General features: G+C 33.1%; 25 protein-coding genes. 16 read left to right on the forward strand and 9 right to left on the reverse strand.

From position 1 onward, the window contains the following. Both MK119_RS12760 and MK119_RS12765 read right to left on the reverse strand, forming a co-directional pair. On the reverse strand, positions 1-3,271 hold a 3,271-nt coding region (locus tag MK119_RS12760; protein ID WP_290679369.1), incomplete at its 3' end, for a hypothetical protein. Between the two features lie 53 nt (positions 3,272-3,324). Then, entirely contained in the window at positions 3,325-3,729 is a 405-nt protein-coding gene (locus MK119_RS12765; protein WP_290679372.1) for a LytTR family DNA-binding domain-containing protein, read from the reverse strand. Positions 3,730-5,117: 1,388 nt separating this feature from the next. On the opposite strand from MK119_RS12765, the gene MK119_RS12770 reads away from it, so the two are divergent. The 7 genes from MK119_RS12770 (at position 5,118) to MK119_RS12800 (ending at position 9,406) form a co-directional block, all read left to right on the forward strand. After that, positions 5,118-5,744: a hypothetical protein gene (locus MK119_RS12770; RefSeq protein ID WP_290679375.1), complete on the forward strand. Its 627-nt coding sequence runs from the start codon at positions 5,118-5,120 to the stop codon at positions 5,742-5,744. A gap of 55 nt (positions 5,745-5,799) precedes the next feature. Then, positions 5,800-7,161: a 2TM domain-containing protein gene (locus MK119_RS12775; protein ID WP_290679378.1), complete on the forward strand. Its 1,362-nt coding sequence runs from the start codon at positions 5,800-5,802 to the stop codon at positions 7,159-7,161. After that, entirely contained in the window at positions 7,161-7,493 is a 333-nt protein-coding gene (locus MK119_RS12780) for a 2TM domain-containing protein (RefSeq protein ID WP_290679381.1), read from the forward strand. Before MK119_RS12775 ends, MK119_RS12780 begins: the two co-directional genes overlap by 1 nt. Continuing rightward, entirely contained in the window at positions 7,484-7,831 is a 348-nt protein-coding gene (locus MK119_RS12785; RefSeq protein ID WP_290679384.1) for a 2TM domain-containing protein, read from the forward strand. The genes MK119_RS12780 and MK119_RS12785 overlap by 10 nt, the downstream gene beginning before the upstream one ends. An 11-nt stretch (positions 7,832-7,842) precedes the next feature. After that, on the forward strand, positions 7,843-8,163 hold the full coding sequence (locus MK119_RS12790; protein WP_290679386.1) for a 2TM domain-containing protein: 321 nt from the start codon (positions 7,843-7,845) through the stop codon (positions 8,161-8,163). Between the two features lie 10 nt (positions 8,164-8,173). Further along, positions 8,174-8,509, forward strand: coding sequence for a 2TM domain-containing protein (locus MK119_RS12795; RefSeq protein WP_290679389.1), 336 nt, complete (start codon positions 8,174-8,176; stop codon positions 8,507-8,509). Positions 8,510-8,650: 141 nt separating this feature from the next. Continuing rightward, on the forward strand, positions 8,651-9,406 hold the full coding sequence (locus tag MK119_RS12800; RefSeq protein ID WP_290679392.1) for a LytTR family DNA-binding domain-containing protein: 756 nt from the start codon (positions 8,651-8,653) through the stop codon (positions 9,404-9,406). 335 nt (positions 9,407-9,741) lie between these two features. Here MK119_RS12800 and MK119_RS12805 read toward each other — a convergent pair whose 3' ends face one another. Together MK119_RS12805 and MK119_RS12810 are read right to left on the reverse strand one after the other, a co-directional pair. Further along, positions 9,742-10,398 carry a hypothetical protein gene (locus MK119_RS12805; protein WP_290679395.1) on the reverse strand — a complete coding sequence of 219 codons (657 nt, stop codon included), beginning with the start codon at positions 10,396-10,398 and terminating at the stop codon, positions 9,742-9,744. A gap of 169 nt (positions 10,399-10,567) precedes the next feature. After that, positions 10,568-11,227, reverse strand: a complete 660-nt coding sequence (locus MK119_RS12810; RefSeq protein WP_290679398.1) for an outer membrane beta-barrel protein — start codon at positions 11,225-11,227, stop codon at positions 10,568-10,570. A 438-nt stretch (positions 11,228-11,665) separates the two neighbouring features. Between MK119_RS12810 and MK119_RS12815 the strand changes: the two genes are divergently transcribed. From MK119_RS12815 to MK119_RS12840, 6 genes are all read left to right on the forward strand, one after another. Continuing rightward, a complete protein-coding gene (locus MK119_RS12815) occupies positions 11,666-11,893 on the forward strand; it encodes a hypothetical protein (protein ID WP_290679401.1) in 228 nt (75 codons plus the stop codon). Between the two features lie 262 nt (positions 11,894-12,155). Beyond that, positions 12,156-12,443: a hypothetical protein gene (locus MK119_RS12820; protein ID WP_290679404.1), complete on the forward strand. Its 288-nt coding sequence runs from the start codon at positions 12,156-12,158 to the stop codon at positions 12,441-12,443. A 198-nt stretch (positions 12,444-12,641) separates the two neighbouring features. Continuing rightward, a complete protein-coding gene (locus MK119_RS12825) occupies positions 12,642-13,358 on the forward strand; it encodes an ABC transporter ATP-binding protein (protein WP_290679407.1) in 717 nt (238 codons plus the stop codon). Further along, positions 13,355-14,761 carry a DUF3526 domain-containing protein gene (locus MK119_RS12830; RefSeq protein WP_290679409.1) on the forward strand — a complete coding sequence of 469 codons (1,407 nt, stop codon included), beginning with the start codon at positions 13,355-13,357 and terminating at the stop codon, positions 14,759-14,761. Before MK119_RS12825 ends, MK119_RS12830 begins: the two co-directional genes overlap by 4 nt. A 1-nt stretch (position 14,762) precedes the next feature. Beyond that, positions 14,763-16,187 (forward strand): DUF3526 domain-containing protein, encoded by a 1,425-nt coding sequence (locus MK119_RS12835; RefSeq protein ID WP_290679412.1) that lies wholly within the window; start codon positions 14,763-14,765, stop codon positions 16,185-16,187. Continuing rightward, a complete protein-coding gene (locus tag MK119_RS12840; protein WP_290679414.1) occupies positions 16,184-16,840 on the forward strand; it encodes a hypothetical protein in 657 nt (218 codons plus the stop codon). Before MK119_RS12835 ends, MK119_RS12840 begins: the two co-directional genes overlap by 4 nt. Positions 16,841-16,961: 121 nt before the next feature. Here MK119_RS12840 and MK119_RS12845 read toward each other — a convergent pair whose 3' ends face one another. Further along, positions 16,962-17,342: a transcriptional repressor gene (locus tag MK119_RS12845; RefSeq protein ID WP_290679417.1), complete on the reverse strand. Its 381-nt coding sequence runs from the start codon at positions 17,340-17,342 to the stop codon at positions 16,962-16,964. A gap of 50 nt (positions 17,343-17,392) precedes the next feature. Here MK119_RS12845 and MK119_RS12850 point away from each other — a divergent pair, with 50 nt between their 5' ends. The 3 genes from MK119_RS12850 to MK119_RS12860 all read left to right on the forward strand — a co-directional run bounded on the left by MK119_RS12850 (position 17,393) and on the right by MK119_RS12860 (position 19,156). Further along, positions 17,393-17,830, forward strand: a complete 438-nt coding sequence (locus MK119_RS12850) for a MerC domain-containing protein (RefSeq protein ID WP_290679420.1) — start codon at positions 17,393-17,395, stop codon at positions 17,828-17,830. A gap of 86 nt (positions 17,831-17,916) precedes the next feature. Beyond that, complete coding sequence (locus tag MK119_RS12855; protein WP_290679423.1) at positions 17,917-18,153, forward strand: hypothetical protein; 237 nt, start codon at positions 17,917-17,919, stop codon at positions 18,151-18,153. Between the two features lie 118 nt (positions 18,154-18,271). Continuing rightward, positions 18,272-19,156 carry a hypothetical protein gene (locus MK119_RS12860; RefSeq protein WP_290679426.1) on the forward strand — a complete coding sequence of 295 codons (885 nt, stop codon included), beginning with the start codon at positions 18,272-18,274 and terminating at the stop codon, positions 19,154-19,156. A gap of 7 nt (positions 19,157-19,163) precedes the next feature. On the opposite strand, the gene MK119_RS12865 is transcribed toward MK119_RS12860, so the two are convergent. From MK119_RS12865 to MK119_RS12880, 4 genes are all read right to left on the reverse strand, one after another. Then, the gene (locus MK119_RS12865) at positions 19,164-20,369 is read right to left on the reverse strand and encodes an LETM1-related biofilm-associated protein (RefSeq protein WP_290679429.1); all 1,206 of its coding nucleotides are present in this window, start codon (positions 20,367-20,369) and stop codon (positions 19,164-19,166) included. Positions 20,370-20,450: 81 nt separating this feature from the next. Next, positions 20,451-20,972, reverse strand: a complete 522-nt coding sequence (locus MK119_RS12870) for a superoxide dismutase family protein (RefSeq protein WP_290679431.1) — start codon at positions 20,970-20,972, stop codon at positions 20,451-20,453. 82 nt (positions 20,973-21,054) lie between these two features. Continuing rightward, complete coding sequence (locus tag MK119_RS12875) at positions 21,055-22,971, reverse strand: alpha/beta fold hydrolase (protein ID WP_290679434.1); 1,917 nt, start codon at positions 22,969-22,971, stop codon at positions 21,055-21,057. A gap of 125 nt (positions 22,972-23,096) precedes the next feature. Further along, a complete protein-coding gene (locus MK119_RS12880; RefSeq protein WP_290679437.1) occupies positions 23,097-26,312 on the reverse strand; it encodes a hypothetical protein in 3,216 nt (1,071 codons plus the stop codon). Positions 26,313-26,336 lie beyond the last annotated feature (24 nt).

A 26,336-nucleotide genomic window follows, 5' to 3' on the forward strand; every position in this document is an offset into this window, starting at 1 on the left:
TTAAATCGTTTTGAAGCTCTCTTAGGCTTTGTTCTGATTGCTCATCTATATCTGAATTTGATGCTGAAATTACAGCATCTATTATAGCATCTTGCTGCGTTGTAAAAGTGGATGCATCAACATTCTCTAACTTGGCAATAGGAAAGCTCTTGTGATATCCCCATATGATATAAGTCTTTGCGCCATCAGCCTTTGAGAATTCCGTAGGATTACCTTTACTATCATAATTGGTAAAAATGATTCTATCCTCTAGGGTTCCGCCACTTTTACTGGAGCGAATCTTCTCTGTAAGTACATGATCATTTCCAAAGTTCTTGTAAAGAGTCTTTGTTGTGTTTAATAATTGCTCATTCACATTAGGGTGTTGTATATAGTTATTGCTCTCTACAACCTTATTAATTTTATTCTGATTGATAAGTAACTGCTCATCTGGTGTTGGATTACTGAGTTCTGTTACATATATATTTTCTGTTTTACGAATTGTTCCATTACTTGCCGTAGTTTCTGTGACTTTTGGTTGAATCAAGGCATTGTAAGTAGTACTTACTGTATTAGAAACATTATCAGTATCTATATAATCTGTTGAAGTCTGCTCTGAAGCAAGAAAACGTGTATAAACCTCTCCATAAGTTTCAATATAGAAATAATCTGATAATTCATTTTGAGCAATGGAAATACTTCCTCCTTCAAAAGATATTTTTCGAGCTACTTTTAATCCCAATGGATATCCAAGAGTCAGTGAATATCCTGAACCACTTAATATATCTCTATACTGATTATACGTCGTTGAATTATCTTTTACTTTATCATAATTTGTAGTAACAATACCTTCTGGAGTGTCGTAGTTAAATACCTCAAATGCTCCTAATCGTCCAATTGTAATATCCTTTGATTGTGGAGTAAATGGATAGCTCAAGTTTGTATTGATAATGGGTGTTTCAAAAGTACTATATTCATATCCTCCTTTATAATGAGGATGATTAATCGTTATAAAACGTGATGGTCGATTCCCATTGGCTAATGTAACAATGTAACTACCATCATCATTATTATTAGTAGGTAAGTCATTTACATAGTCATAATTATTTTCAACTGATTCGGATACTAATTCTAATCCAATACCTTCTTTTACTTTTCCATAATAAACAGGAACACCACTATTGAAGTTTACACTGGTAAAGCTTTTGTAATTATAGATGATACGATCTAGATTATATACCGCATGTGTATTTCCAAAAGCACTACATACTTTTCTAACCTTGGTGTAATAGTAATAATTTCCTTGGTTAAAATCCTGAGCATCTTCATATTCGAATGTACGTTTGATACAGCCCTCAGCTGATCCATCATTAGGACATGTCACAATTTCTCTAACGCGAAGTCCTCCAATAGTCACATATTCAGCCTCACTGACATTTGGACTTCCAGCAGCATTAGTATCCTTGTAGAACTTTATCTCTAGTTTAATGGAAGAATTCCCATCAGGATTTGCGCCCCATGTTTTAAGCCTAAAATTATATGTACCTGCTTTTATCTTGATAACACCTCCTGTATCTCCTCTAAACCAAGAAAGATCAGTAGCATTATCTTGTCCATCTCCAATGTCTTCCATATAATAATTCGCATAATATGGAAAACTGGTAACATCTGCATTTGGATTAAGATCTGCTTGCTGACGTAGATAAGTAGCCTGATCAATATAATTTCTATCAGATGATCCTGGAGCTTGCATTTGCAACTCTACATACATACCTACATAAGTTTTGATATCATGAGAAATCTCAGCATAAGTATCCTCGGTAAAGGTATAACTGAAGGTTTCTTCTTTTGTTTGATTTTGATCTCCTTCCATCTCTAATAAAATACGTCTATTAAAAGCTGGTATTTGAGTAGTTCCTGTGTTGTTGCTTGCATTTTCTTTGAGTATCTCATTTTGCTCATAGTAAAACGAGGATGTACCTCCACTAGGGTAAGTTACCTTTGATAAAGCACCTGCAAGTGTGTAACGCATTATTGAGCTTTTATTTGGAGCATTAGGTCTACCTGGAACACTGGTAATAACGCTATTACTTATTTCGCCATTGTAATATCCCCACCAGTCCATAGCTGTTGGGATAGTTTGACTATCAACAACATAATCAGGCAAGGAATTGATATTATAATAATCAAAACTATACATACGCTCATTATTTTTCCTAATTTCAGTTAACAAATCTCGATTGGCATGGTCATAGTTTAATTCATAATCATGAATAAGGTTATTTTGCTTATCCTTGATCTCTACTTTCGTATAGAGCTCGTAAAAATCATGGTCAGTTTTAGTAAAATCAATACTCCCATTATCAAAGATGATCTTGCTTAAAATTTTTTGATCAGTAACGGTTTTACTGTAAGATTGACTACCGCCCCAATTACTATCAGAGCATGGAGCGCCTGGAGGAATTAAAGTAGTATTAGCATATGAAGTTCCCATAAAAGAATAACTCACTACTTGATCTTTATTGAGATAATTAAAAAATATGTCTGAAGTGTTAGAGATTTCAATTCTTGTAATAAACCAACTGGAGGTGTAGCTGTGACCATTGCCAAAATTTCCATTAACATCATCATACTCTCCCAAACTAGAACTAGTCTCCTTTGTTGAAAAATAGTATTTAATACCATTATCATCAGTTACAATAATTTCGTCTAAAGAAAAGTCTACTAAATAGTTATGTTTAGATAATAAATAGACGTTGCTATTTTCTCCTACTTTAAAAGAGAAACTAATACCTCCAACTGAAACATGATAAACATCTGGCTCGGTATCGTATAATCCATTGGCGATTGCCTCCATGTTACTAACACTAATTTCTGTCCCATTTGCAAAATAGGGCTGTAGTATAGTCTGACGAATATTATTTACTCCATAATAACCATATGGATTTTCATCAGGAATTCCTCGCACCTCTCTACTAATTGCACCTGCTGCTGCAAGTGTCCATCCCAATCCAGTGCGTGACGGCCCTTCCTCTAGAATCATCCCACCATAATTGTAGCGAAGATTAATAGGTAGATTAAATCCATTTTGTTCAACAGTGTATATAGGAACCACCAAATTGGCTTGTCCAGAGCTAAGATTCGTAGGAATCTTACTATGTTTATACAAACTTGCTGCGGTAGGCGATACAGGAAAGACTTCTGGTATCTGGAATGCATCACTTGATTCGTTCTGTGCTCCCATTTTTACTATAAAAAGCAATAGAAAAACCCATGTAAAAGTGTATTTCATAAAGTTTTGATTTTAATTATTTACTAGTTTTTATTTTTTGAAGATGTATGTTGTTACACTGCCATTTTAAAAGGCGTATTTGATTTTTGATTATGTATCATTTTAGAGATCGCGCGATTCTTGCGGTGACTTACAGGCAAGACTATATCTCCTTTTAGATGAACCAAACGATAGCGTGGCTCATACAGTTTTAAATGAGATAAATTGATAAGGTACGAACGATGGATACGTGAAAAATTCATATCCAAAAATAGCTCTTGGTAGTAGCCAATAGCTTTACAACTAATCACTTTTGATCCATCTATTAGATATATCCATGAGTAACATTCACTGGCTTCCATATAGAGAATTTGTGATTTTTTTAGATATTCTCCTTGATTTTTTGTGCCTACCAAAAGATAATTTTCATTGTTTTGGAGAGCTTTTTTTATATTCTTTTTGTCTTTTATCACAATCATTTAGTACGAGTTTTAAGAGATATGAATTCTTTGGGGTACAACTTGGTTGGTGGTTTTATTTACAAAGTAAATTCTATTTTCTTTATCAGTAGAAAAAAATATATAAGCGTAATAAGATGTGTTTTTTACTTTTTTACGTAGCTGATTAACGATATGATTTTTTGTATTTATTAAGGTTGTATTTATTATGTTTAATTCCTTTTTATGGTGCAAACATCATTAAATACATGTGCTTTTTGTAGATATTTTCATTATGAATCCTGTCTTTGCAGTAATTCATGGCATTTTACTGTTCAGAAATCAAGGGCAAATGTAATCGCTTCACTTTGCTTTTTAAAAAGAGGGCAGCAGGACAATTCCGTTTTTTTATAGGAATGTCTCAAAGAATGATACAGTATTATATGACAGATAAAAAAGATTTACATATGGATAATCTTAAATTGCTTTTCATCAACGCTCATAACTAGTTTTTCGAATTAAGTAATAACGCTTGGCTATAATTTGATAGTTCAGAAGAAATATCTGAAATATCTTTATAACCCACCTCATCTTCACAACATTGACTGGTATGGATATCAAAATAACCATCCGCAGTAAGTTTTTTTGATTCTACCTTGTGTACTTTTTTTAAAGTCTTACTCTAAAGCTGCATTACATGCCGCTAGTTTTACAGCTTTTGATGATTATTTAAATTCTGGTTTTCTTGTTTCTTTATGCTATGGATATTTACTTTTTGTTGCATATAAATTTTAGAACAATACCCATCAATACTTTAAATTTTATAGCTATAATTCATGAAAGTCAAAGCAAATTTAGAACAGGTTGTGGAAAAATACGCAATGAAGTATCAAGAATAAATAGAGGAAATCACTATAGAAATAAACAAAACGTTTTTTGAAAAGTCGAACCTCAATTCTTACATCGATAAAAGGTTAGAACTAGTTTGTAACATTCATAAAATGGTTATTCATAAAAGCAAAAACTACAAAATCTATTATTTTCAAGTAGAATCTAGTGTACTAAAGAAAATGATAAGTATCGAACCACAAGGGTTCATGGTGTGTTAGAATTAATGAATATATTATCAGTAATTTTTGAGACAAAAAAAGGAAATCAAAAAAGTAGACTTGTCCCATTCCTTGAGTACTAAGTAAGTCTTGTCATCCAAAAAATCCAATAAAAGACGATTCATCCTTAAAAAATTACAATTCGGTAGTTTCTTTTTTTCTAGACCTATAGTTTATTGGATATTTGAACCATCAATCAAAAACAATCAAATCAATCAAAAAATGATCAGTATCGCATTCATCATCATCGAATATGTTTTTTCAATCATTTGAGGATTCAAATTCAATCAAAAAAAGTCAAATCATCAAAAAACCAACACAATGAAAAAAGTCGTATTAATTTTAAGTTTAGTTTTCTTAGCAAACATTGCTACTGCGCAAACAAAGTATGAAAAAGGAATGGAAAAAGCCTTTTCATTATGGAAAGAAAATAAAAGTGTAGAAGCCGCTAATTTATTTGAGCGCATCGCTGAAGCAACACCTAATGAATGGTTGCCATCGTATTATGCTGCACAAATCAACATTATCAATGGGTTTGCAATCAAAGACAAAAGTACGTTAGCACAACAACTAGAAAAAGCACAAGCTCAAATTGATAAAGCTTCAAGTATTTCGCCAAAGAACCCAGAAATCATGATTCTACAAGCAATGTTATACACTGTTTGGGTTGCTTACGATGGTGCTACGTACGGAATGAAATATGCACCTAAAGTGAGTGAAATCTATGCAAAAGCATTGGCGATTGATAACAATAATCCTAGAGTAGTATTGAACAAGGCAGAATGGGATATGGGAAGTGCGCGTTATTTTGGACAGGATACAGCGCCGTTTTGCAAAGAAATTGAAAGAGCAAAAACATTGTTCGAAACTGAAAAGAAGAACGATGACTACAGTCCGCGTTGGGGAAAAGAACGCGCGATTCAAATGCTAGAAGAATGTAAAAAATAAAAAGACGTTCAAAAATCCTTAGTATATTTGAAAGTAGTCAACTAAAAGCACTGTAATGAAAGAGTTTATCAAAGTTGTAGTTATCGGACTTATTATCTCAATTGTATTAATGGGAATAGAACTTGTATTTAGATATATGGGTGGAAATTCGATAGGATTTAATAAAAAATTACTGATTGTCTTTGGCTATTATTGCCTGTATTCAATACCAATCAGTTTAGTAAACTCATACTTTTTTGATTACTTAAATACAAGTGTCGCATGGACTAAAAAATTAAAAAACTACCGTTTATTAATAGGAGTAGTTGGGTCGGTTGTCATTACCATTTTTACTGTTTTTCTAGCTCGAATGGTACAAGAAATATTGATTGAAGGAGAAACATATACTGTATTTATTCAAACAGAGAGCATTGAATTTTACTTTAGAGCGTTACTGATTACAGTTGTATTTTCCATCTTTTTTCACGCAATATACTTTTACAAAGAATTGCAAAAAAAGAAAGTTACCGAACAAAAAATCATTGCAGGAACGGCCTCTGCACAGTTTGATGCTTTAAAAAATCAGCTAGATCCGCATTTTTTGTTCAATAGCTTAAATGTACTCAGTTCTTTAATAGATGAAAATCCGCGTCAAGCGCAGAAGTTTACATCAGGACTCTCCAAAGTATATCGCTATGTACTAGAACAGAAAAACAAAGAATTGGTTACGGTTGATGAAGAATTGAAATTTGCCAAAACGTATATGAGTTTACTAAAAATGCGTTTTGAAGATAGTATTGTTTTTGAAGCTCCAGAAACAGCAAGCAATCCTGAAAGTAAAGTAGTGCCATTGTCATTACAATTACTATTAGAGAACGCTGTAAAACACAATATGGTAACGCCTTCAAAACCGTTACATATTAAAATTTATGAAGATCGTGGAAATTTAATCATTGAAAACAATCTTCAAGAAAAACAAATTGTAAAAAAGAGTAGTGCCGTAGGTTTGAATAATATCCGACAACGATATGATTTACTCACACAACGCCAAGTTTATATTAACAAAACAACATCGGACTTTCAAGTAGCAATTCCGATGCTAACAAAACAAAGAGAAGTCATGAAGAATAGAAGAGTAACACAGTCAGATCAAAGCTTGGACGATAAATATATTCAAGCCAGAAAACATGTAGAAAAGTTAAAAGATTTTTATTATAATTTATTATCATACTGTTTAGTAATTCCGTTTTTAATATTTATCAATTTAAGGTTCAGTCCACAATTCCACTGGTTTTGGTTTCCAATGTTCGGTTGGGGAATAGGATTAGCATTTCACGCCATGAGTGTTTACTTAGAAGGAGGACGTTTCGGTAGAAACTGGGAAGAACGTAAGATTCGAGAATTTATGGAACAAGAAGAACGTAAAAACTGGAACTAATGGATAGTAGAGATCAAGAGCAACAAGATAAATATGCACGGGCTCAAAAAAAAGTAGATAATATCAAAGGATTTTATACACACTTGCTCGTATATATTTGTGTAAATCTATTTATCAGTATCAAAAAAATAGTAAGAAATCTTGATAACGGAGAAACGTTTCAAGAAGCTTTTTTTGACTTTGGAACCTATGTCGTTTGGATAGCTTGGGGAATTGGAATCGCATTTCACGCATTCAATGTATTTGTAGATAACGGAATGTTAGGAAGAAACTGGGAAGAGCTTAAGATTAGAGAATATATGAAACAAGAAGAACGTAGAAAATGGAGCTAATAAAAACAAATAATCAAGATCAAGAAAAAGCGGAAAGATATCTACGTGCTCAAAAAAAAGTAGAAAGCATAAGAGATTTTTATATACACTTAATCGTCTATGTCGGCATAAATTTATTTATTAGCTACAAAGTAATAGCTGACAATGTAGAAGATGGAGAAACATTACAAGAAGCATTTGCTGATGAAGGAGTATACGCAGTTTGGTTATTTTGGGGAATTGGAATCGCATTTAATGCATTCAATGTATTTATAGATAAAGGAATGTTAGGGAGAAACTGGGAAGAGCGTAAAATCAGAGAATATATGAAGGGTGATGAAGGTAAAGAATACAACTAATGAGAAAAGATATGGCAAATAAAACGGAAGCCTATGCAATGGCGGAAATAAAAGTGAAATCGCTACGTAGTTTTTATATACATACTTGTATCTATGTAATAATAAATTTGCTTGTTTCGTCTCGAATAGTTTGGGAATCTATGGAACAAGGATTATCGTTTAAACAAGCACTTGTTAATGGAGATGTATATACCTTATGGATTATTTGGGGATTTGTATTTCTAATTCATGCAATGAATGTATTTTCCTTAATAAGCATTTTTGGATACCAATGGGAAAAGCGAAAAATAAAACAGTATATGGATGAGGAAACTCCTACATACAACTCATAAAAAATAAGTTATGGAAAGATTACCATCAAATACATATAACAAAGATTATACAAAGGAAGAAGCATACATGCGTGCTCGAAAAAAGGTTGAAAAACTAAAAGGATTTTATGGACACCTTGCTTCGTATGTCATCGTCAATGTTTTTATATTAGCGATGATTGGATTGAACCTAGATGAAGGAGAAACATTCTGGAAATTTGGACATTTTTCAACAGCATTTTTCTGGGGAATTGGAGTTGTATTTCATGCACTAGGCGTTTTTGGAAAAGATTTTCTATTAGGAAGACAATGGGAAGAACGTAAAATTCAAGAATACATGTCCGAAGACAGAAAAAAATGGGAGTAAATTTCTGAGTATGAACTGTGAAAAACAAATAAACCAACACTTTAACTTTGCTCAGTGTAATCGTTTAGGAGTTTACAACAGGAAATGATAGTTTCAAAATAAATTGACCAGCAACTAGTAATAAAAACAGACAACCAACCAATGAAAGTAATCATCATCGAAGACGAAAAGCCATCAGCAAGAAGACTCAATCGAATGTTAGAGCGAGAAGATATGAAGGTAGAAGTTATGTTGCACTCTGTAGCAGAATCTATCGAATGGTTTCAAAACAACGAACATCCTGATTTGATATTTTTAGATATTCAATTGTCTGACGGATTGTCCTTTGAAATTTTTGAAGTCATTGATATTACATCTGCTATCATATTTACAACGGCGTATGACGAATATGCACTACAAGCTTTTAAACTAAATAGTATCGATTACTTACTAAAGCCAATTGATGAAGACGAATTGGTGACTGCCGTAGAAAAATACAAAATGCGCGCACCAAAAACACAAAACGTACAACTCAACTTTGACGATATCAAGAAACTATTAGTCAATCCAATTGAACGTACCTATAAAAAACGCTATACGGTAAAAGTTGGACAACACTTAAAAATGATTCCTGTTGATGAAATAGAATGTTTTTACAGTGAAAACAAAGGAACGTATGCGCATACCTTAGAAGGGAGAAACTATCTATTAGAAACATCGTTAGAAAACTTAGAAGACGAATTGTCTCCAGAAATTTTCTATCGCGTAAGTAGAAAGTTTTATGTTAACATCAATGCAATCAAAGACATTGTAAGTTATACAAACTCTCGTTTACAAATAAAACTACACAACTACAATGAACAAGAAATCATTGTAAGTCGCGAACGTGTAAAAGACTTTAAAAATTGGCTTAATTAACTTTGGAAATTATAAATGTAAAATGCTAAATTTTAAATGTAAAAGTTAGCCATCAAAGAAAAGTACAAAACGTCACTTCAAGCGGTTTTCCGAAATGAAGTGAAGAAAATTTTACACAGAAGTACTCTGAAAAGTATAAATGTAAATGTATTTTCAAACAAACGAATTAACAAAAAACAAACAAACATTACAGAAGTTTAAAAGTTTATAAATTCAACAGTTTGTATTCTGATGTAGAAACCAGCGTAAACAATCCAAAACGCATCACATCAAATAAGAGAAGAAAAAGAGCGTTCTTACTAAACGAAATTGTAGTGAAGCGCTCTCTTTTTAGTTTATAAATTAAATGTAAATACAAAACCAAGCGTATTAATTCTAGAGATTCTCTGCGGGTCTGCAAAAATCTTTTTATTTGTGTCAATACTGAGTCGATTAAAATCTCCTTGAGAACTAAACATTATACCTAGACTCATTCTTGAATTGATATGATATGACATCCCAATAGCAAACTGTAAACCGATGCTCCAGCCACTATAAATATCATTTACGTTGCCGCCGTTATAAAAGATAAATTCATCTCTATGAATGACTTGTCCATAAGGACCAACATTCGCAAGCAAACGTACTTTAGGAACTACATTATAATTCACACTAAAAAGCAATGGAAATTTAAGATATGCACGTTCATGGTAAAAAGGTCCATGCGTATAATAAAAACCATTTCCTGTTAACTCAACAAGTCCAATTCCAGTTGAAATTCCGAAATGCTTTCCAATTCTATATTGTACTAAGAATTCACCAATATTAGCATCTAAATTATAATTTGGCTGCCATTTACCATCTGCAACGGCATACCCAATCCCGCCATATGCCATAAAGCTAAATCTAGAATTTGGTTCACGATTTTCATCTTGATCATGATCATTTTGTGCATTAAGCGTTGTAAAAGAAAAAATAAGGGTTAAAAGTGTAAGTAAACTGAGTTTTTTCATCTGATATATTTTGTGTTTGATGAGTCTAAACTAGATGCAAAAGTTGAAAAACAAAAGAATGCCCGCCCGTAATTGAACAATATAGGGCAGGCAATTCTTTAAAAAATCCGCGTTATAGTTCTATTTTGAACTCATAGCAGGAAAAGACTTTTTCAAACACAAAACATGGCTATAAATTAATTGTAAATAACAAACCGGCAGTGTTTATACTTTTAATCTTTTGATTATTGTTGAGATTCACATCAGATGCAGTATCAAATCGGTTAAAGTCTCCCTGTGTATTGAACATCAAACCAAGGCTAAATTTTTCATTGAAGTTATACGACATTCCAATGCCAGATTGTAACCCAAAATTCCAACCTTCATAAATATCGCCTACTGTTGTATTTCCTGCGAAACTAAAATCATCTTTAATGATAGTCTGTGCATAAAAACCTATGTTGGCAACCAAACGCACTTTAGGTGCTATATTATAATTCCCGCTCAATAACAACGGAATTTTAAGCGTTCCGCGTTCATGATAAAAGTTTTGTCCAGCATTATTGAAACCAGTTCCCGTAAGTTGGTTAAAACCAATTCCTGTGGCAATTCCGTAACGTTTACCAATGCGGTAATTCAATAAAATATCAAATGTACTAGCATCTAGGTTATAGTTTGGTTGATTGTCATTATCAACAACAGCATATCCAACACCTCCGTAACCAATGATACTAAATTTAGAATCAGATAGTTGATAATCGGTATAAGTATTGTCTTTTTGATCTTGAGCAGTCAAAAAATGAAACGAGAAAAGGAATGTAAACAGTAAAGTAATTTTCAATGTATTCATAAGTTAAAGTTTTAATTTTCAACTGAAAACTAATTAGAAAATGTAAAACTTTATAAAAATGATTCTCGTGATTTATAAATTTTAACGAAAGATTCACGAATTGCTTCTTTTTTTAGTTAAACTTTAACAAAACCTTCTATGTAATAAATTGAAAATACACTGAATTTGAATTACTAAGACATCTGGTTCATTCACTTAAATAATATGTATAACTACTCAATTATTTTCTTTTTGTTTTGATAATCAATCATTTTTGAGTTGTAATTGATCCGGAATAATACAAAAGGAGCATGCCGAAAAGCCTATAAGAGAGTAAGCATTTAATCAAATCAAATCAATTATGAATTTAGTAGGAATATACAAAAACGAAGATGTTGTTGCAGTACGAGTAATTACTACATAAATGATACAACAGGACAAGTTAGTGGTAACTTTACTTTGGGAAATGTTAGCATTCTAGTATCTCTTAGTTATTACTTTATTTTAAGTTCTAACGGTGGCGGAACAACAATTTTATTCCGTGGTGCTGAAAATGATCCGAATTACTATACAGTTGCATCCGGATTTGGAAACGATACTGTTTCCAGTATTGGAATTCGATTAGCAGTCGGAGTTACATTCGAAAACATAGTGTTTCCTTTTTCAGGATTATTTTTGAAGCAATAGTTGCTCAATATATACCAATGTTAAAAGCATTCTTTGCACTTATAAGGATGCTTTTTTACAGTAAATAGCGACATATTTATTAAATTTTATAAAACTATAAATACAACACATTACTTTCTTTACTAAAATGTATTAGATATAGAAAAGCGTTACAGATAAAGTGAATCTGTTATTTTCTTAGCTGATTCTTTAAATATTAACTCATTTTACCAAAATTTTTACTTAGTTTTGACTTGTGACTCAAAAAACGAACATACTTAGAATGCGTAGTTTACTACTGTTAGCTATCTTTATTTTACTAAAGATGGGCGTTTCGCATTCTATGTCTCATGCATTTTCACATGAAGATGTTGCCGATTGTGATGATTGTTTTTTGATATTAGAATCCAGTGAAAAGCATCATTTTGATGTTTCTACAGATACTTTTGAAGAAACTTCTTCTTTTGTATTGCCTTTTCATAAACCTGTGATACTGTTGTATCAAAATCCGATTGCTACAGTTTATCACTCTTCTCAATTCTTGAATAGACCACCACCAGTTGTGGTATAAATAGAATACTTTTTTATATCGTACATTAGAAATACGACATGCCATCTTGTAAGTACAATACAAGCATTTTTTGTATGTAGTTAGTACTAAATATTGTGATACATTACTTTTTCTTCTGTATATAATCATCAATCATAACAGGCTTTCTTGTATTGCAAAAGCATACGATAGAGACGAAATTACTCAATACCAAAATTTATGATACGTATCAACAATCTCACCAAAACATATGGTGATTTCACTGCGTTAGATGCACTTTCGTTACATGTAAACGAAGGTGAAATTTATTGTCTTTTAGGAGCAAATGGAGCAGGAAAAACAACCACTATCAATCTTCTTTTAGGCTTTATAAAGCCAACTTCAGGTAGCGCTTATATCAATGATATAAATGTGGTTGAACAACCAAAATTGACCAAACAACATCTTGCGTATATTCCAGAAAATTTGATGCTTTATCCTAGCTTAACTGCCATAGAAAACCTTGACTATTTTTCAGGAATTGCAAATAAAAAGTTTAAAAAAGGAGAGCTCGAAAGCTTTTTAGAGGAAGCAGGATTGCAAACTTCAGCATTTAATAAATCGGTAGCAAAATACTCCAAAGGAATGCGTCAAAAAGTAGGGATTGCCATTGCATTAGCCAAGGATGCCAAAGTACTGCTTTTGGATGAACCTACTTCTGGCTTAGATCCTAAAGCAAGTAATGAATTTGGACAATTATTGCAAAAACTAAGAGGAAAAGGAGTAGCAACTTTAATGGCTACACATGATTTATTTAGAGCAAAAGAAGTAGCAACTACTATTGGTGTCATGAAAGACGGACAATTAAAGCAACAATGGTCTGTTGATGAGCTTTCGCTTAAGGAATTAGAAGATAGTTATTTAGAAACGATGTCTTATAATACGCTACAATCATGATACTCCATACGTTTAAAAAGGAAACCAAAGAATTATGGCGAGATGGACGTGTTAGAATCGCTTTCTTCATAGTATTGCTTCTAACAACTATCGCAGTATTCATCAGTACTAATCATTACAAAAATGTAAACGAACAGTATGTAGAAGCAAGTGCGAATGAGCGTGAAGTTTGGGACAACCAAGGAGAAAAAAATCCGCATTCGGCAGCTCATTATGGAACGTATGCTTTTAAACCAAAATATCCCTTATCCTTAATTGATCAAGGAGTAGATAAGTACACAGGAACGTCTATTTTCTTAGAAGCACACAATAGAAATGAAGCACAATTCATTGCTGCTTCTGATCAAACAGGATTGGCGCGTTTTGGCGATTTAACACCAGATTTTATTCTATTATTCATGATTCCTCTATTGTTGATTTTAATCGCATACAATAGTATTACGAAAGAAAAAGAAAGAGGAACTTTGACACTTTTAAATAGTCAAGGAGCCATTGGTTGGAAGATTGTTTTAGGAAAATGGATTGCTATCTTTTTTCCAGTAAGTATCCTGCTATTCGTACTCTTCATAAGTACAGGTTTGTTATTATCTAATTTACCAGATTTTGGTGTGTTTAGTTGGTCATCACTATTTGCATTATTTGTTACGTACATGATTTATTATGCCATTTTTATCAATTTGGTATTGATCATTTCTGCATCTGTAAAAAAATCGGGAATAGCTTTAGTATTGTCACTAAGTGTTTGGATTTTAATCTGTTTGGTTCTGCCAAAAATGGCCAGTAATCTAGCGGAATATAAATATCCATATCCAACACGACAAGAATTTGCAGCCAATGTTGCCAAAGACAAAAAACTTGGTTTAGACGGACATAATCCTTGGAGCAAAGCTGCTAAAGAATTAGAAGAACAAACCTTAAAAGAATATGGAGTAGACAGTTTAAGTCAGTTGCCATTTAATTATGATGCTTATCGCATGCAAAAGGGAGAAGAACACGAAGCTGAAATCTTTTTCAAACATTACAATTATTTAAAAACGCAGTATTCTAATCAAAATGGAATTTATCAAACACTAGCAACAGTGTCTCCATATTTACCCACACGATTTTTAAGTATGGCAATTGCTAAAACAGATTACAATACGCACTGGGATTTTTCAGATGCCGCTGAAAACTATCGAATTGAAACTCAAAAATTCCTCAACGATCATTTTGCAAAAGAATCAAAATTAGGCGAATGGGGTTTTAAAGCAGACGCAGGTTTTTGGAAACAATTACCAAAATTTAACTATGAACCGCCATCATTATCAGAAATCATGAAAACCAATACTTCAAGTATTATAATCATGCTCGTTTGGTTTATAGGTTCTTTTACATTGTTGTTTTTCACTACTAAATCACTTTAAAATGTTACGATATAATTTTAAATATGAATGGCTTTTGTTAATCCGAAATCGATGGATTCAATTGCTTAGTATTCTTTTGTTTTTATTGTTTGGATTTGCTGTGTATAATGGAAATCAAAAAGTAGAAGCACGTCAAGCCAATATAGAAACCGCTGTAAACGAACTTAAAACTCAAGAAGCCGAAACGTTAAGTGTATTAGACTCTCTTGAAAAAGGACACAAAGTCAGCGTATCTAGATGGAGATTGCCTTCACGACCAGTTGTGATAGGTAATTCTTTATCAAGAGTTGTAAATATGCCTGCAAAATCTACTGCATTTATTGCTACAGGGCAATCAGATTTATTTTCACACTATGTAGAGCCAACTGTTACAGGTGATGATCTTTCATTGAGTTACACAGAAATGACAAGTCCAGTACAACTACTTTTTGGAAGTTTTGATTTGGCATTTGTAATTATATATCTATTACCATTATTGATCATTGCTTTTTCATTTAATGTATTGGCCTCCGAACGAGAAAGTGGTACTTTAAAACTACTAGCTTCTCAACCAATTCGCATTCGTACTTGGGTATTACAAAAATTAGGTTTGCGTTTTTTCTGGTTGGTATTATGTATATGTATTACGCTTATTATTGTATTTGCGATTTTCTCCTTTCATTTTGCGGCAAATTGGACCTCACTACTTGTGTTGCTTGCATACATTATTGTATATGCATTGTTTTGGTTTGTATTGGCATTTGCGACCAATATTTGGATTCACAGTTCTGCCAAAAACGCTATAGCATTGATAGGTTTTTGGGTATTGTTTGTATTATTATCACCATCTATATTGAATCAATTGAGTAATTCTTTATATCCAATGCCTTCACGTACTTTAATGCTTAATCAAGTACGTACGTTAAAAGCAGAAGCAACCAAGAAACAAGATGAAATTTTAGATAGTTATTTAAGAGATCATCCTGAATATGCTATTAACGATAGTACACAAACCAGAAACTTTTATCATAGATATATGGCAACACAGAATCTGATAAAAGAAGAATTGCGTCCCGTAGTAGAAAAATTTGAAACACAATTAGAAAGCCAACATCAATGGGCACACACTTTTAGTTGGTTGTCTCCTGCATTGACAGTGCAAAATGCGCTGAACGATTTGGCAGGGACCTCAGAAAAAGACTATCAAGAATTTAGACATCAGAGTTTGGCGTTTGCTCAAGAGTGGCGCAATTTTTTCCTGCCGTTTATGTTCAACAATCAGGAATTTAAAAAGAGCGATTATAAAAACCTTCCTGCTTTTGAATTCACATATAAAAAGGACGCAACTCATTTGCGTATTTTAGGATTGCTAGGGATGAGTTTATTAATTATACTCTTTGTTTTTGTTTTGAAACCAAAAAATAAGCAAGTAAATATTGTAGCGTGAAAGTAACATTTATTTACATAGTATGTATGCTATTGTTTGTGAGTTTTTTACAAGCACAAGAAGTTAGTGATACTAACTTTCCACCACCTGATATTCCTGTAGAAATTAAGGCTGCAAAAATTACAGGGAAAATCAGCTTAGATGGTCGATTGGATGAACTTGAATTAGTTGAAGATCAGTTTTTTAACAATTACTTAGAGGTTAAGCCTTTACAAAGAGAAGCATTTCAATATCCAAAGACGGTTTGTATGCTTTTTGATGAAAACAACGTGTGCGTAGGTGTATTTTCAAAAGATGCTAAAAGAAAAGATGGTACACGTAAACATGAGCTCAGGAAACATTTTAATACAATTAAAAATGATGTGTTTGGCATACAAATAGACGCTCTAAATACGAAGCAATACACAGTATTTTTTCAAACAACACCAAGTAAATATTTAGCTTTGGAAAGCTTCGATAATCGTATCTCTCATACCAATTGGAATGCTATTTGGGGAGTGTATGCCTACACAGAAGCACTCAAGGGTATTATGCAGAATTTGCTAATGAGTTGGGAGTATCCGCCATTATCATTCATATATTTTGCATTAATGACAAACAAAAAAATCAATTTAATCCTGTACAACAAACAAGACATTTTAGGAGTAAAATAACATTTTTGAAATAATTTTGAAAAGTAAGTATCGTTTGATTAGCCATTACACGATCAGTAGCCATTGTGCTTCCTCTTTTGGAAGTGCAATGGTTTACATTAAAGAATAGGCTAGTGGATAGTTACCTACATTCTTCGCATTTACCAATCAATAATATTTGAGAAAAATTAATGGTTCTATTCGGAACCTCAGGAATTTTCATTTCTACAGAAAGACAATCTACCTTTCCACATTCCTGACATTGAAAGTGCGGGTGTATATCTGAATGATGAGAAGAAGTACAACCACTTTTACATGTTGCATACCATTTAATTCCATCCTTGTCCATAAACGAATGTACAATGCCATCATTTTCCAAACGTTCAAGAATTCGGTAAACAGTGGTTTTATTCATCTGCTCTTTTAAGAACTCAACAAGCTGTACTACAGAAATAGCTTCTTCATTTTTTGCAAAGATATCAAGTAAGATCTGAACTGATTTTGTTTTTCGTATAACTCCCATGTCAACAAAATTACTGCAACTTTGTTGCATTCACAAAAAAACAATTACATTTGCCACTTAGTTGCGTTAATGATATGGTTTTATATAAAGAAAAATCCAATACTATAGGAATATTTGCTAGTAGTCTTTGTCTAGTACATTGCTTAACTACGCCATTACTTTTTATTGCACAATCGCAAATGATTTGTTGTGATGGCGCTAGTGTTCCACTTTGGTGGAAAGGAATAGATATATTTTTCTTGATAATTTCTTTTTTTGCGATTTATTGGTCGGCAGCATCAACAAGTAAGAAGTGGATGAAATACGCTTTGTGGGGCATGTGGTTGTTTTTGAGTTTTATTATTATAAATGAAAAAATGCAATGGTTTTCTATTCCAGAATATTTCATTTATTTTCCATCTTTAGGATTAGTATTTCTTCATTTTTATAATAGAAAATTCTGCCAGTGTAAAGAAGACAGTTGTTGCGTTAGTAGTAAGGCAGCGTAGTTTATAATTTCAATTATTTTTTAGAAATGATTAATTGTCGTCTAATTCCACTTACAAAAAATCTAATTCCATCAAAATATAAATTAGTGGAAGAAAATGTTTACTTGGATTTGAATGACGGCGATGGTTTTTTTATGTATAGAATTGGAATTTCGGTTGATCATACAGGTAAAAAAGTATCTATCCAAGAGTTAGAGCAATTGGTTGAACCTCATTTTTTATATATTGAAAAAGAACTACGACTTCATATTGATTCCATACAATACTACATTTTGGGTGGCGAATTAGAAGATATTCAAAAATTTAAGTCTATGATAAAATAGACCAAACGTACTTGTTGTTTTGAAAGAAACACAGCAGCCATTGAAAATAAAAAACATTCATAATTTTGATATTACTTAAGATTCTTCTAGTTTTAGATAAACCGTATTATCTCATTACATGAAACATTTTTTTACCTTACTATTCTTTACTGTAACTCTGACTTTAGTAGGACAAGAAAACAATTCTGATTTTAAAAATCTAGTACAACTTGGCGATATATACTCGAAAAATGTAAATGCTACAGGAGAAGATTTTAAAAATGCTGTTGATGCATTGCGAACGCCAGGTCTAAACCATATTATTGATGCACTTATTGCCGTTGGAGAAGCAGATGAAAAGTTATTGACCAAAAAATTTTTATCTAAACCTTCAGCACAAGAATTGAAGTATTGGTATGTAATACGCGAAATTCACTATAATAATCTACCAGAAAGTGCAGAGGACAAATCGAGCGAGCAAGTTGCAGAAGAAACGCTTCAAAAAGAAGTAGACAGTAGATGGTTGCTAGACAATTATTATTATCGAATTCAAAGTGGAATTGCTAAGTTATTTAACGAGAAAGATTTGAGCACGTATGACTTTAATCTGGATGATTATGGATTGGAAAATGATATTGAAAAAGCAATTTTGTACTTATCTGTTTCGAATGCATTGACACAGCGATTTATAGTGTTGAACATGATAGAAAATTATGATAAATTGTTAGAGTTTGCCGAAAAATTACCAACATTTAATGAAAAGCCATATTATGAGTATACAGCTTTTAATTTTGATGATTTTGAATGGATTGGTTATGACAAAAAAGAATCTTTTAAAAAATCACATTTAGAAACACACTATTCTGCATTATATGGACATTTTGTAGCATTTGCCAAAAAACAAAAAGGAGATGAATTGCGAAATTTATACTTCAATTCTATTTTTTCTATGCCAGATTATTTTAAATACGCTGGTGAACTAGAAGAAAGTTTACAGCAGTTGTACAGTCAATCTAAACAGTAGAAATTTACTATTCTTCGTCAAATTCCTGAGCTTCTTCTTCCTCTAAGCGATTATCGTCAAATCCAGAAGGTAGTATGTTTGGGATATATTTAATTACAATTGGTAACAGTAACATTCCGCCAGGCAACATAAAAATTGCCAAACTCGGAATACTTTTAAAAATATCCAATAATTGATCTTTGACACGTTTTTGTTCTTCGTCAGAGAGTGATCGTGTGGTAGATTGTGTTAGTAAAACCATCAACTCTTTACTTTCATACATTTCTGTAGCCAAACGCTTTTTGTTTCGGTTGATGAGTTTTTTTACCATATTACTTGAGTTCTCATAAAAACTCTGAATCATGTTGCGCGATTTCAACAAAGCAACTTCATCTTTATGTTCTTCGTAAAAATCAGCAATATCAGCCGCAGCTTTCATGAGTACATCATTTGTTACTTGCAAATCGTTCCCTAAACGGTTAAGAAACGCATGTTCTTCATCATCAATAATTTTATCGGTCCAAAAGGTCATACACACCAAATCAATGATATAGTATTTTGTGAGCAAATTGGAAACCTTTTTAATCACATCATCATACTGCAAACGCTCTCGGTGATCGTATCGAAAAGAAGATTCAAAAAGCTTGATCAAACTTTTATCGTATTTCGTTTTTTCTGTCTTTAAATCTAAGGCTGCAAAAATGATGGTTTCAATCGTAGCTTCTAAATCGCGTAAGTATTGATCTGTGACTTCGCCAGTTTGTAAATATTTTTCATACGCTAGAACATCAACAAAAAGTAATGTATTGGTAATTAAATAATTGAAGTTTTTGGTAATGACATTATCATCAATGGCAATTCGCTTATTAATCATACTCTCTAGCAGATCATACGATTTCTTTTTACCAAGGAATAATTCCTGAAAAAATGAACTTTTAAAATCATCTACGATATTATAAAAATCCGTGACAGTATCTACAAATTTACGTTCCGAATTGTAGCATTTATGAATATAATGAAAAGAAAGAATCATATTCACTTTGCACAATTCTTCATGTGTAAGATCGGTAGTTGGTACACTATTAAATATGGCTTTTAAGTTAGTTCCATAAATAAAACCAGAATCTTTGAGTTCATTATACAAAGCATCAAGTGAACAACTAACAGGCGTAGTATCGCTAGATTGATATTCGGCTAATAATTTTTTAATCCAGCCTTTTGCAGATGGGTTCATGATCTATTTAGGTTATATACAAAATAAAGCTACTTTGAAGGAAGTAGCTTTATTTTGTATATTATTTTATTTTATTACTTCTTACTTTATAATTCCTCCACAACTTACACGTGCACCAGCAGCACCAGATGGTTGTGATTTTCCATCATCTACACCAGCATGTACTATGATAGATTTTCCGATAATATTTTTTGTGTCATCATTACAGCCAATACACCATTCGTCTGTTGAGAATTCAATAGTCGCAGATCCGTTTTCTTCTGTTTCAAAGTTTCCAATATCTCCTTTGTGGTATCCAGTTTTAGCACCCCATCTTCCGTGTGGTTGCCCAGTAGGATTCCAATGTCCACCGGCAGATTTTCCATCGGCAGAAGAACAATCTGCTTTTTCATGAATATGAATTGCATGTACACCAGGAGTTAAACCATCCATAATAGCAACCATTTTTACTTTACCATCTTCAGTTTCAGTAAAACTTACTGTCCCAGAAACTTTACTATCATTTTTGGCTTGTAAATCAAATTTAACTTCTTTGCCTCCAGATGAACAACTTGCTGCAATAAACAACACTCCAGTCAGCATCATGAATATTCCTTTTCTCATTATTTTTGATTTTGTGTTAGTATTCAAAATTTCCACAACAAGGTAAGCAGTAATTAAAACAAAAACAAACGAAATAAATTTCTTAATCTTTAAACTCTTCCTTCTTTTTAAGATATTTATCTAAAAATGAGAGAATTTGACTGTTCGCTTTTATTTGATTTTCTTTTTTGACAAATCCGTGTCCTTCGTCTTCAAACAACACATATTCTACAGGAACACCGTTTTTCTTTACACCAGCTACAATCTCATCTGATTCTACTTGCAATACTCTTGGATCTTTTGCTCCTTGTAACACCATCAATGGTTTTGTTACTTTATCTGTATGGAAAAGAGGAGAGATTCGTTTCAATCGAACAGAGTCAGCTGTATGCGGATTTCCTAGTTCTAAATATAAGGCATCTTTAAAAGATTCCCACCAAGGCGGAATGCTTTTTAGTGTACGAAGCCAATTGGTAACTCCAAAAATATTTACGCCGACATTAAACTCTTCTGGCGTGTATGTTAATGCTGCCATAGTCATATAACCACCATACGAACCACCAATAATTCCAATTTTTTCACCATCAATTTCTGCTTGTTTGGTTAGCCAGTTTTTACCTTCTACACAATCTTGTAAATCACCTTCTCCATGATTTTGATCGTCCATTTTAAAGAAGGTTTTTCCATAACCGCTACTACCGCGATTATTCACAGCTAAAATTGCATATCCATGATTTACTAAGTATTGAATTAACGAACTAAATGATTGACGCGATTGTCCTCCTGGACCACCATGAACCCAAACTAATGCAGGAACTTTAGCATTTGCAGAAGCTTGTTTTGGTAAATAATAAATAGCAGGAATTTCAGTACCATCAAAAGATTTGTAGCGAATTACTTCTGCAGTAACCATGTCTTCTTTGTTTACCTCTTTGTTTAATGTATTGGTAAGTTGTATCAAGTTTTTAGATTCTAAATCATACACGAATAAGTTAGAAGGTGTGTTAGATCCGCCAACAAAAAGACGCATTTTGCTATCGTCTCTTGAAAACCCAACATTGGTAATGCTTTGATTTTTAAAATCAGGAAGTTCTAATTTTTTTCCTGTAGCAACTTCTGTTACTTCAATGGCATTTTTTGCATCTTCGTTGATGTAGGTTACTCTATATGTTCCTTTGTTGGTAATATAACTTCCGTTGATACTCCATGATTTTTCTGATACTTTTTCATGAGTTCCGTCAGTCATATTATATTTCATCAAATACGCAAATTCAGCATCGGCATCTGTTGTATAATACAATGAAGTATTATCACCTGAAAATTCTTGTGGAGAGTTTGCGCTTAGACTTGTATTGACTTTGGTCAATTTTTTTGAATCTATGTTGTAAATAAATAAGTCACTATCGTTTGTATTGATGGCTTTGATAAAGGCTAAATGTTTTTTATCCTCAGAAATACCACCAATAGAATATCCGTCATTGTTTTCATAGATAAGCTTTGAGGCAAAGTTAGCGGCATCCATTTCATATAAATCCATATAACGATTATCGCGTTCGTTCGATTGATAGAAGAAACTTTTTTTGTCTTTTGACCAACCAAAGAAAGAAGCTCTTGCACCTTTTTTTGGTGTTAATTCTTTGGAAGTTCCATCTGTATTTTTAACGAAAAGATGGAAAATTTCATCCCCATTGTTATCCATCCTATAAAGAATACGTTCATCTTCAGGGAAGAAGGAAATAGAAAATACAGAAGCACTATCAGATTGTGTAATTGTTGTGTATTCACCACCTTTTGCCGGAATTGTATACATATTAAAAATTCCTGAACGATTACTGGTAACTAATAGTTTTGATTTGTCTGGAGAAAAACTCCCGCCTAATACACTTTCATTATCCATAATTTGCTCAATAGTGTACTGTTTGACTGATTGAGCAGTGTCTTTTTTTTCTGTTGGCTTTGGGTCATCTTTACATGAAATAAAGAGAACGCAGAGTAAGCTGAGTAAACTTAGTTTTTTCATCTGTTTAAATTTTTTTGATTTCCGAATGTTCAAAAAAATTGAATACATTCAGGAACTCACATTAACTTTAATTATATATTTATAAGAATTTGGAAATAATAAAAATTAATGTTCGTTTCATAAGGTTAGTTGTTTTTTAATTGAAAAGATTTAGTTTCTTTAAATGGTTTGATATCTATTTGCTCCATTTTGTTTCTATATGCGTTCCATTCATCTGTAAAGAATGCATTTGTTTTATCTAATGCATCTTTTAGCGCGTCTTCTGCATGTTGTATTAATTGACGTTCCGTACTGGTCAATCCAGTTTTGCGAGTACCTGTGTACCAACCTGCAGTACCCATACGCTGCATGACATTTACTTCTGGGTTTCTTGTAATTCCTTGTCGTTTGTCTACTTTTCCAAGATACAAAGCAATTACCTCATCAATTCGTTTGATGACATTTTTAGATTCTTTGATAGCTTCTTTGTGCTTTTTCTTGTCTAATTTGCTCAATGTTTTTTGATAGGTTGTGGCGGCATTTTTACTTTCTACCAATTGCTTTACGGCATCGGCAGCAGTCTGTGTCATGCTTTCTAGTTTTTTCCCAGCAGCATAGGTTTCATCAATGTTTTTCTGTGAAATATTTAAACGGGGATCGCTTGCCACTTTAATTGTCGTTTCTGAAGCTTGATCACCATAGGTCATTTTTAACTGATAGGTTCCAGGTTTTACTCGCATTCCACCACGTTCACGTGTAGATTTACGAATGGTTCTTGAAGGTCTATCTGGACCTTTTTCGTTCATTCCCCAATACATTCTGTGAATTCCGTTTTCTTTCGGAGCTTTCGTTTTTAACGTACGAATTAATTTTCCATTATTAAAAACTTCTAGTTTGATAGAATCCCACTTTACTTTCTTTTCTTTCTTCATGCTATCCTCAACAGCATCTTTTTTGTCTTTCATATCTTTTTTATCCTTTTTCGGCATTTCTTTCTTTTTGATATAATATGAAATCATGGCGCCGCCTCTTTTGTTTTCTCCATTATACATAGCATCTGCACCAAATCGACTTCCTGTAGGTTGTTGGTATGCTGCTTGGTAGGCAGTTGGCGGTTCAAATAATTGTATGTTTTTAGATAAAATACTTTGATCACCGGCAATAGCTCGTAACGGACGAATATCATCTAAAACCCATGCAGCTCTACCAAATGTTCCAATCACTAAATCGTGTTCACGTTGTTGAATTACTAAGTCTTTTGTAGAAACTGTTGGGAATCCTGCTGTCCATTTTTGCCATTTTTTTCCAGCATCTAACGAAATGTATAATCCGTCATCTGTTCCTAAAAACAATAGATTTCTATTCACTGGATCTTCTACAATAGATAATGTATAGCTTTTTACATCGGAAGCATCGACAATACGCTCCCAAGTTTTACCGTAGTTGGTTGTTCTGTAGGCATAAGGCTCATAATTGAATCTTCTGTAATCATTAGCCACTAGTAGTGCTTCTCCTTGTTTTTTATTTGAAGCTTTTATTTGCACAATCCAGCTTCCTTGTGGCAATCCTTTGATGTTTTTGGTAACTTCTGTCCATTCTTGTCCGCCATTTCTAGTAATATGTACACGTCCATCATCAGTTGCTGCCCACAACATATTTCTCTCTAACGTAGAAGGTTCAATAACTAATACGGTACAATGATTTTCTGCACCTGTAGCATCCATGGTTAATCCACCACTTTCTGCTTGTTTTAATTTTTCAGGATTGTTTGTAGATAAATCTGGAGAAATTACTTCCCATGTCAAACCTTTGTCTGTGCTTTTATGAACAAACTGACTACCAAAATATAGTGTATTATTATCAAAAGGATCAATATTGATGGCTGCATTCCAATTGAAACGCAGTTTTACTTTTGCATCTGGATGTGTTGGTCGTACGGTGTAATTATTACCAGTCATCCAATCATAACGCGATACAAAACCTTGCTGACTCATAGACCAACCATAACGCGAATCGTCTTTATCAGGAACAACATCAAATCCGTCACCAAACGAAATCTCTTGCCAATACGAATTGCGGATTCCTTGTGCACGCCAAACATACGCAGGTCCACGCCATGAACCATTATCTTGCATTCCTCCATACACATTGTAAGGATATTCATTGTCGACATTAATATGATAAAACTGTGCTACTGGTAGATTTCCGATAAAGCGCCACGTTTGTCCACGATCTTTAGTAATATTCATTCCTCCATCATTTCCATCAATCATGAACTTTCCATTTGTTGGATGGATCCACCATGCATGATGATCTGGATGCACACCATTGCTTACACCATAAGCAGGCATCAATTGTTTGAAGCTTTTTCCTCCATCTTCAGAAACATTTACATAGGTGAAAATTGTGTATAATCTATTTTCGTTTTGTGGATCTACATATATTTCTGAATAGTAAAATGGACGATTTCCAATTCCAGATTTATCATTTACTTTTTTCCACTTTAACCCTCCATCTGTACTTTTATAAAGTGCGTTCTTTTTTGCTTCTACCAAAGCGTAAATAATATTTGGACTGCTTGGTGCAATGGCAATTCCTATTCGTCCCAAATCACCTTTTGGCAAACCATCTTTATCACTTAATTTTTTCCAGGTTTTTCCTCCGTCATGAGTAATGTGTAAGCCAGAGCCCTTACCTCCAGATTTAAAAAACCATGGATCACGCTTGTGTTCCCACATGGCAGCAATTAACTTATTTGGGTTTGTTGGGTCCATCACTAAATCAGCTGCTCCCGTTTTGTTATTAGCGAATAGAATTTGTTTCCAAGTTTCACCACCATCGGTTGTTTTGTAAATTCCTCGTTCTGGATGTTCTCCCCAAGGAGAACCAATCGCTGCAACATAGACAATATCCGGATTTGTAGGATCAATAATTACACGGTGAATATGACGTGTTTTTTCTAATCCCATAAGTTTCCAGTTTTTTCCACCGTCTAAGGATTTGTAGATTCCGTAGCCACCATTGAGACTATTTCTAGGATTTCCTTCTCCCGTTCCGACCCAAATCACACTTGGATTAGATTGTTGAATGGCAACTGCTCCGACTGAAGCTGTTACTTCTTTATCAAAAATTGGCTTCCATTTAATTCCACCAGATGTAGATTTCCAGAGTCCACCAGAAGCAGTTCCAATATACATTACATCGGGATTATTGGTGATAACATCAATAGCAGTGACACGACCGCTCATTCCGCCAGGGCCAATATTTCTGGGTTTCATATTTTTTACTGTTTCCATAGAAAATTCCTGAGCAGAAATATTCCAAACCGAAAAAGTAAGTAGGAGTAAGATTAGTTTTTTCATTTTAGGTTGTTTTTGGTTTTTGTT

Source organism: Kordia sp. (assembly GCF_022447245.1).
Lineage (GTDB): Bacteria > Bacteroidota > Bacteroidia > Flavobacteriales > Flavobacteriaceae > Kordia.